At 60.6% G+C, this 8,061-nt stretch carries 6 protein-coding genes; all 6 read right to left on the bottom strand.

Annotated elements, in window-relative coordinates:
* Positions 1-420 precede the first annotated feature (420 nt).
* Positions 421-1,437, bottom strand: a complete 1,017-nt coding sequence (locus tag WX88_RS26150) for a YihY/virulence factor BrkB family protein (protein WP_082116326.1) — start codon at positions 1,435-1,437, stop codon at positions 421-423.
* A 3-nt stretch (positions 1,438-1,440) separates the two neighbouring features.
* A complete protein-coding gene (locus WX88_RS31115; RefSeq protein ID WP_197076980.1) occupies positions 1,441-1,632 on the bottom strand; it encodes a hypothetical protein in 192 nt (63 codons plus the stop codon).
* 389 nt (positions 1,633-2,021) lie between these two features.
* Complete coding sequence (locus tag WX88_RS26145; RefSeq protein ID WP_046247383.1) at positions 2,022-4,502, bottom strand: FG-GAP-like repeat-containing protein; 2,481 nt, start codon at positions 4,500-4,502, stop codon at positions 2,022-2,024.
* Between the two features lie 306 nt (positions 4,503-4,808).
* Positions 4,809-5,954 (bottom strand): helix-turn-helix domain-containing protein, encoded by a 1,146-nt coding sequence (locus tag WX88_RS26140; RefSeq protein ID WP_046247382.1) that lies wholly within the window; start codon positions 5,952-5,954, stop codon positions 4,809-4,811.
* A 409-nt stretch (positions 5,955-6,363) separates the two neighbouring features.
* Complete coding sequence (locus WX88_RS31110; protein WP_197076979.1) at positions 6,364-6,666, bottom strand: T9SS type A sorting domain-containing protein; 303 nt, start codon at positions 6,664-6,666, stop codon at positions 6,364-6,366.
* 296 nt (positions 6,667-6,962) lie between these two features.
* The coding region (locus WX88_RS26130; RefSeq protein ID WP_046247380.1) for a CARDB domain-containing protein at positions 6,963-8,061 on the bottom strand (1,099 nt) is incomplete at its 5' end.

Here is an 8,061-nt window from a genome sequence, read left to right as displayed (position 1 = left end):
GCCAGACGCTTGCCTCCCCATTGCCCCACACTTTTTGATGCTCTCAAAAGGATGGCCTTGGTTAAAAGTTTGGTACAAAGGTTAAACGGGCAGCTGGTTCCCGGTCGCCAGGGTTTGGTCGGTTTACGCCTGCTAGTGCGCGGCTGAGGAGCCTAAAATGGAGCCAGAAAGTGGGGCCACCGGTGGCGCTGGTACACCCCACCTGGTTGACCGATTCGGCCTTGCTCTTGACGTTACCCGCTGCTGGACGACAGGCCACTTCAACACGCGGCCGAGCAGATGACGGCTTGCTGGTGGGCGGGCAGCTATGCAACCGGTGAAGCCTGTTTAACGGCAGCGATGAAACCTTGTAAAAACCCGATGTTTATAGCGCAAAAGCCTTATGAATACTCAATTGCAGGACGATTTCAACCCCCGCGTTTAACGAAGGCCACGTTTGTACGGATGTGCATCTCGGGCGTCCTGGGCTTTTTGCAGTTCCCCGGCGGGGTGGTCCCAGCTCCGCTCGTTGACCCGCCCGTGGCCAGGCGTACTGGCCACCGGCACCGTCTGCACCGCCATGGCGTACCGGCCGGCCTGGATCTGGCCGCCATGCCGCAGGGCGTAGCACTTGCCGAACTCGGCCCCCGCGTAGAGCACCAGGGACGCGTAGTACCCCCACACCAGCAGCACCGCCAACGCGCCGGCCCCCCCGTAGGCGCGGCCCAGGTCGGTGGTCCGCAGGTAGTAGCCAATGCCGTACCGCCCCAGCAGGAACAGCGCGGCCGCCAGGGCGGCCCCCGCCGCCACGTCCCGCCACCGGAGGTGGGCGGCGGGCAGCACCCGGTAGAGGACGGCCAAAAAGCCGCCCGTTATGCCCCAGCGCAGCACCAGGTCGCTCGCGTGGGACAGCGGTGCGGCGGCGCGGGGGAACAGCGCCTGCACCCGATCCAGACCGCCGTCGACCAGGGCCGCGCTGGCCGCCGACGCCAGGAGCAGGCCGCCCAGCCCGAGCAACAGCACCCCGGCCAGCAGCCGGGCACGCAATAGCATCTGCCAGCCGGCCCCCGGCCGGACCCGCAACTGCCAGATGGTGTTGAGGGAGTCCTGAATTTCCGTGAAGGCAGAGGTAGCAGCGAACAGCAAGAGCGCCACCCCGGGGGCGGACCGCAACGGGCTGCTGCCTAGGGCGGCATGCTGCAGGATGGCGCGGATCTGGGCGGCGCTGGCGGCGCCGACCAATCCCTGGATTTCCCCGAAGAGGTGGCGCTCCAGGGCCGCGGGGGGCCAAAAAAAGCCCGCCACCAACAAGGCCACCAGCAGCATGGGGCCGAGCGAGAAGACGGTGTAGAACGCCAACGACGCGCTCATTTGCAGTACATTGTCGCGCCAGAACCCCGCGCCCGTTTGCCGCATCAACTGCCAGGCCTGCTTTGCCACTGCCATCATCTTATTCATTTTTCACTCGCCTAACCCCAGGCGCGCCCGCTTGTTTTCCGCGCCGCTGGGCGCGATGATGCGGCCGTGCACCCCGTCGTGGCCCAGGAGAGAGTTATCGCGCCCTCCAATTCCCCTCGGGCGTGGATTGGGTGCTGGTGCGCTTGGAAGCACTCGCCGGCCGCGGCTCGTGGTCCAGGACCCGGGCGTGGGCATCGTGGCAGCATTGGAGGCGCACGTCTTCGACGAAGTTAGTGCTGCGGCCCGCGCCGGCCTCTACCGGTTAATTAGGGGTAGCGCTAGAGTGAGGTACAATCAGATGCCTTATCCGACCACGAAAAAAGGCCCTCAACAATACATTGAGGGCCTTTTTTCGTGGTCGGGTGGCGGAAATGGTGGCCGCACGCAACAAGCTTCTGGCTGAGATAGGGGGCGTGTAAGATCACCGGTTTTCACGGTTCTTACAATCTGTTCGTACCCGATCACTAGCAAGTAGGCGAGTCGGTTCCTGAGGCGAAGGTTTCCCCAGTTGTTTAAACAACACGCAAGACAGATACGGCCTGTTTCTGTCCATCGTGCGTAAACCACCTCGCAGCAGTGCAGAGCTAGTTGACGATGACTTTCTTGCGGAGGCTCTCGTGCCGGTTACGCAACTGCAGGATATAGAGCCCGGGGGAGAGGCCCCGTATCGCCGTTTTGCCCTTGACGGGCAGGGTCTGAACGACCGCCCCCAAAGCGTTGTAGAGCACAGCGGTGCTCGGCTCGGCGGCCTCCACGAAAAACTGCCCTTCGTTGGCCGGATTAGGATACACCTGAAACGGCATGGGCGTCCCCGCCGCGCCAGAAGCAGTCGTCAGAACCGCTTGCACCCGTGCATCCGTACGTGCCTCCGGGGCCGGGTTATAGCCCGCGTTGCCGGCCTGGTTAGCCGTAATCGTGACGAGGCCCGGGGCCCGGGCGGTGAGTACGTTGCCGCTCACCGACACGATGGCCGGATCGGAGCTGGTGAGCACCACCGGGTTGCCGGACGCCCCGCCCCGCACATCGGCCAGCGTGTAGGTGGCCCCCACCGCCAGGTCCGGGACGATGCCCAGCCCGAGGATGTTCTGGTAGGCTTTGCCCGGGTCGAACGTCACCCGGAACGTTCGCCGGACCGGCGGGGCGGTCTGGTACAGGCTATTACCGGCCTGCGTGGCCGTGATGGTGACGGTGCCCGGGGCCAGAAAAGCAACCGAAGTGCCGCTGACCGGATAGTGTACCGGATCAGAGCTGGTGAACACGACGGGGTTGCCGGAGGCTCCGCCCGTCGCACTGGCGAAGGAGTAGGTCGCGCCCACCCGCTGGGTAGGAATGGGCAGGGGAATACCGGTGATGACTTGGGGTGTTTTGGCCGGGTCTTCGATAATCCGCAAGGGGACGGTTTCCGCACTAGCCGCGTCGTAGTCGTCGTTGCCGAGCTGCTCAGCCTGTACAATGACCGTCCCGGCCGCCAGGGCCGTCACCACGTTGCCGCTCACCGAGGCCCGTACCACGTCCCCGGCACTGCTCACGCTGTAGGTGACGGGGTTGCCCGAAGCCCCGCCCGTTACGCCGGTGATGGTATAGGTATTGCCCACGATCAAGTCGGGCAACCTTGCCGGCCCGAGCCCCGTGATAACCTGCGGCAGACGGGGCGTGCCGATGGTGAGGGGTTGGACGACGGGGGGAGCCGGCGCGTAGAAACGATTTCCGTCCTGCGTGGCCGTAATCGTCACCTCGCCCCGCGTTACCAACGTGACGACGTTCCCGCTGACCGTGGCGAAGCCGGGGTTAGAGCTGGTAAACACCACCGGGTTGCCCGAAGCGCCCCCCGTTACGGCCGGGATGGTGTAGGTTCCCCCAACCGTCGGCTGCAACGGGATGGGGCCGAAGCCCGTGATGGTTTGGGCAACCTTACTCGGGTTGTCGAGCACGGTGAGGACCTGGCTCACGTTGGTAGCCGAGGCATAGGCTGAATTCCCCAGCTGCGTGGCAAGGATGGTGGCAGTGCCCGGCGCCTGGGTCAGGATAACGTTGCCGCTGACCGTAGCCACCGTTGGGTCGGAGCTGTAATACCTGATCGGGTTGCCCGAAGCCCCGCCCGTTACGCCGGTGATAGCGTAGCTCAGCGTGGCTGTCGTGAGCGTGGGCAGAGGCCCGAAGCCATCGATGCGTTGCAGGAGCCGGGCTGGGCCGGCCGGTACGGCCTCGTTCTCATAGTAAAAAAGAGCCCCCCTATCGGGCGCGGCTACGATAGGTATGAGGCCCCTGACGAACGCATCGCTGTCGCCGTCGCCGTCCAGGTCGGCGAAGCGGATGTGGGCCCGATTGTTCACGTTCGTCAGGCCAAACGGATTGGTGCCGGCAGCGGTAAAGGCGGGGGCCGTGGCCGACCCCGTGTTACGATAGTAGTGCACGTCGCCGGCGCGGTTGCCAATAAACGCGTCGAGGTCACCGTCCCGGTCCAAGTCCGCGAAGGCGGGCGTACTCTCCCGGGTTACATTCCCCAGGCCAAAAGGGTTGACGACGATGTTGGCAAACCGAGGGGCCGTCGCCGAGCCAATGTTCTGGAAGTAGTAGGTATCCCCATAGAACGCGCCGAAGAACAAGTCTAGGTCCCGGTCCCCATCCAGGTCGGCGAACACGGGCTTGAAATCGGAATCATACTGGTCGACATTGAAGATGGTGCTGTACCCCTTAACGATGCGGGGAAACACCAAGCCAAATGGTGCGCGAATACCGCCATCTCCCCCAAAGACAGGAGTCGTGGCAGTGCCGGTATTCTCGTAGTACCCCCCGATAGTACTGAAATCACCCTCCAGTAGCAAGTCCAGGTCACCGTCGCCGTCCAGATCCCCGATGGCCATGCCGGCGAAGTCCAGGCCCGCCGTCTGCAGGCCAAAGGGGTTGGCGACGGAGGCCGCGAACAAGGGCTGCGTCGGCGTGCCGATGTTTTCAGTGTAGAGAATCCCGCCCACCTGGGGCAGGAAATGGTCCAGGTCGCCGTCGTTGTCGATGTCACCGAAGTACCCTTCACTGTTCTTCCGAAGCTCGAACGGATCAAACACAGGCGGTCGGAAAGAAGTGGGTTGGGCCTGGACTCGTAGTCCTGCGAAGGCGAGGCAGGCAAGAAGGCTACCGAGTAGCCGTACGCGGGGGAGGTTCATGAGCGAGTAAAGGCGTGTTACAAGGGGGAAAAGCGTCGTAGAGGGAGGAGGAGAGCGTAGCCGCTTTTAGCGGCGGGGCCTGTGGTAGGATACCAGGAAGGAACTGGGGCAAAACTAGGCTTAGGCTATAGAGAAAGCTATTTTGCCAAAAAGCAAACAAGTCCGAAATCATGATTTCGGACTTGTTTGCGTAGGTCATCGAGGGTCTTAGTGGGGAATCTCCTTCTTATAAGCATTGGGGGTGACGCCCGTGAATTCCCGAAACATCCGGTAGAAGGTCGACTTCGTCTGGAACCCAGCGGCCTGGGCGATACCCACGTGATTTAAATGATCATAGGCGCTGTTGCTCAGGAGCCGTTTGGCCTCCTCCACCCGGTACTGGTTCACGAACTTGTTGAAGTTCATGCCCGCTTTCTCATTGATGAGGGAGGATACCTTTTTGTAGGAAAGACCCAGCTGGTCGGCCAGCCCCGCCAAGGTCAGATCCGAGTCTTTGTAGGCACCGCGTTCCATAAACCGGGTGATCTGCTCAAAGTCCGCCTGCTGGCCTACATCCTCCTCCGCTTTGTTTTCACCCTCCTCGCTTTCAGGCAGGGCGAGCTGCTCCACTGGTAGGCCAGCGCTTACCAATGGGCTGATCGGCACAGGCGCATTTTCTACCGGAAAGGAAATCGCCGTATTACTTTGTCGTAAACCCGATATAGCAACCCAATAAATCATTACCACGGAGTACGCCACACTCAGCATCAAGTACAGTTGCTTATCAACATAATTGTAAATGAGGTAGATGACGACAATATCAAGTACGCCGATGGTGATGTTGGCCCAGGCTGTAAGTTTAACCCATCCTAGCCACCGCCCATGTAAATCGGAGTAAAAGCCCAGCACCTTGTCTTGGTGCCGCTGTACCAAGTGGATGACTCGTGCCGCATACCCAATACTGAACGCGTTTAATCCTAGGGTGTACACAAGGACATATACCCGTAAGTAGGGGCCTTGTATAAATAGTTGAAACGCCTGTTCGGAGAGGCAGCATATGATGGTATAGTGGACAACTTCCACCAGGGCCGGCAGTAGGTTTCTTCGTATCGTAGCGCGGTTTAAGGTGCTGGTAAGACTCTTCGCGTACAGGTAAAATAGGGGCATTACAGCAAAGTGAAGCCCTATCGGCAGAAAATCGATCCGCGGATACTTTTCCACCAACCCGGCTCGGACGAATAGCCACGTGATGAAGGGCATGCTATAGGCTATTAAAAACAGTCCTAGCCATTTGAGTGACCGGTCTTTGTTACGCAGTAGTAAGAAGATGATGCCTGTAATACTTCCCTGCGTTAAACCCAGGACAAGTAACATGATTATAAATGAATTCATATTCCTTTTCTGGTGAACGTAAACTGTAAGGAGCCCGGAATCTACGAGGGGTGTTGTTAATCAAACTGAGTAAAACCTCCGACTCAGAAGTCAACCGGCTTACATACTATTGAGAAGGTACCGATACACCGTAAGAGTAGCCAAAGAGGACGTATTGCACGTCCCGTAAGACTAGCGAAAGAGAGTAGCGAACGGTCACCTGAGTACTCCTGCCCTCTCATCCGAGGCGTTCTTGCTTAACCAAGTATTAAATCGAAAAGAGAAGCACCTGCCGATCTAACATGGAGGTTTTGCCCATGTGTTTAATAACACCCCTGCTGGAGCAACCACGCTGATCCACAAAAAAAGGCCGCCCCTCGGCGGCCTTTTTTCTTTGAGTCCGGGTCGTGGCCTACTTGGTGATGGCCAGCTGGCGGGTCGTGAATTCGGTCCCGGTCTGCACCCGGACCAGGTACAGGCCTTTGGCCAGGTGCGAAAGGTTGAGCTCGTGGCGGGAATTGTCTTGCAGCGCGCTGGTGTGAACGGTCTGGCCCAGCAGGTTGGTGACCTGCACCTCGGGCTTGCCGTTGGCGTTGGCCCCCCGCACCTCCAGGGTCACCACGCCAGCCGTCGGGTTCGGGTACAGGGAGAGGGCGCGACTGAGTGCTTCTGAGGTGCTGAGAGGGGGGGCGGTGCCATCTTGGGCCTCGATCACAAAGGCCGGGCTCGAGTATGATCTGTCTACTACATCGATTAGGCAACTGAGGCAAAAATTACTGTCCTTGTATTCAGGGATGGAAAAGAACGTATCTGGGCGCGTACGCCCTTGTGAAACCGTCGCTAAAGGGAAATAGCGGGTGCCCCCCACGGGCGGCGTTTGTACCAGTCCTACATAGAAGCTGCCCCCCGCAGCGACCGGAAAGGGGATTGGGAACGCACTGATCGTGAGATCAAAATACTTGATGGTGTTAATGTCCCCGGGCTGCACGACGTAGTCGGCCGAGCGCGCAATCAGCGTGCCGGAGAAGCGGACCAGGACCGCATACACGGTGTTGCCAATGCTATTGACGTCCGTGAGCCCGACGCCGACGGACCCGATGGTGCGCGCGCGACGGGGGTGGTAAACTTTGCGATAAACGCGCCTTGTTGGCTTGGCCCGCCGTAGCCGAAGGAACCCGCCGAACCAGGGGTTGTCGTATTCACATGGCTAAACGTGTTGGTCGTGATCAGTTGCGTGGCGCTTTGCGCGTTGTTACCCGTTATCGCATCGGCTGGCACGGTGACGGACAGGGTGTTGGTACCAATCGTGGCGGGCGTGTACGCGGCAAACGAAACCGTCGCCATCGCGCCCGGAGCCAGCGAGGCGATGGTTTGCGTGTCCGTGAAAGTATTGACCCCGGTCACGGTCAGGGTAACGGGCAGATTGAGCAGGGGGCTCGTGCCAAAGTTTTGCACTACGGCCTGCACGGCTTGGGGCATCAGCGGTGTTTTTGCTAACGCATCAATCCTTACAACCGCGGCATCGGTGGCCGGCGACGGATCGAAGCGGTACGTGCGACCCGCGTCGGGGAGGACCGAATTCTGGATACCGTGCGCCGCACCAGCGGGTGCGTATTGCGAAAGGGTGGTGAGGTTCCAGGCTCGGGTCGAGGTTTTGAGGGCCCTGACGCTCGCGGTCGGGACGACCGTGACCGCGGACGATTGAACAGTGTTCGGCCCTTTAATGCCCACCACTGCGGCCTTGAAGGCCTCGGGGCCTGGCCCAGCCGTGGCGGGGCCATACACCAGCTCAATGCGGTTCGAGGTTTCGTACAGCTTCACCTGGAACGAAATAGACGCCAGCTGCTTCCCCGTCGCTGCCGACACGACTTTGTCGCTCACGTCCTTCCACTGAATCGTCGTTACGCGGGCCCCCGCCGCGCCGGTCGTCGCCACGCGGTAGTCGGTGGTCGCCGTGCCTTCCAGGTCCAGGTTCAGCGGCTGGATCAGATTGGTTTCGGTAGCGGTGCTCCAAGGGCTTCCACTAATGCTTTGTGGACCGTTCGGAAAGAAGGGGGGGGCAGGCGCCGTGGGGCCGAGGCGCAGGTAGCCATTGGTGTTCAGGACAAAG

Source organism: Hymenobacter terrenus (assembly GCF_000972495.1).
Classification (GTDB): domain Bacteria; phylum Bacteroidota; class Bacteroidia; order Cytophagales; family Hymenobacteraceae; genus Hymenobacter; species Hymenobacter terrenus.
Note: the sequence above shows the minus strand (reverse complement) of the source record. Positions and strands in the feature narration are given on the sequence as shown.

Coding starts and splice junctions, on each gene's coding strand:
- WX88_RS26150 (WP_082116326.1), bottom strand. CDS start 1,437: ATGAATAAGATGATGGCAGTGGCAAAGCAGGCCTGGCAGTTGATGCGG.
- WX88_RS31115 (WP_197076980.1), bottom strand. CDS start 1,632: ATGCCCACGCCCGGGTCCTGGACCACGAGCCGCGGCCGGCGAGTGCTT.
- WX88_RS26140 (WP_046247382.1), bottom strand. CDS start 5,954: ATGTTACTTGTCCTGGGTTTAACGCAGGGAAGTATTACAGGCATCATC.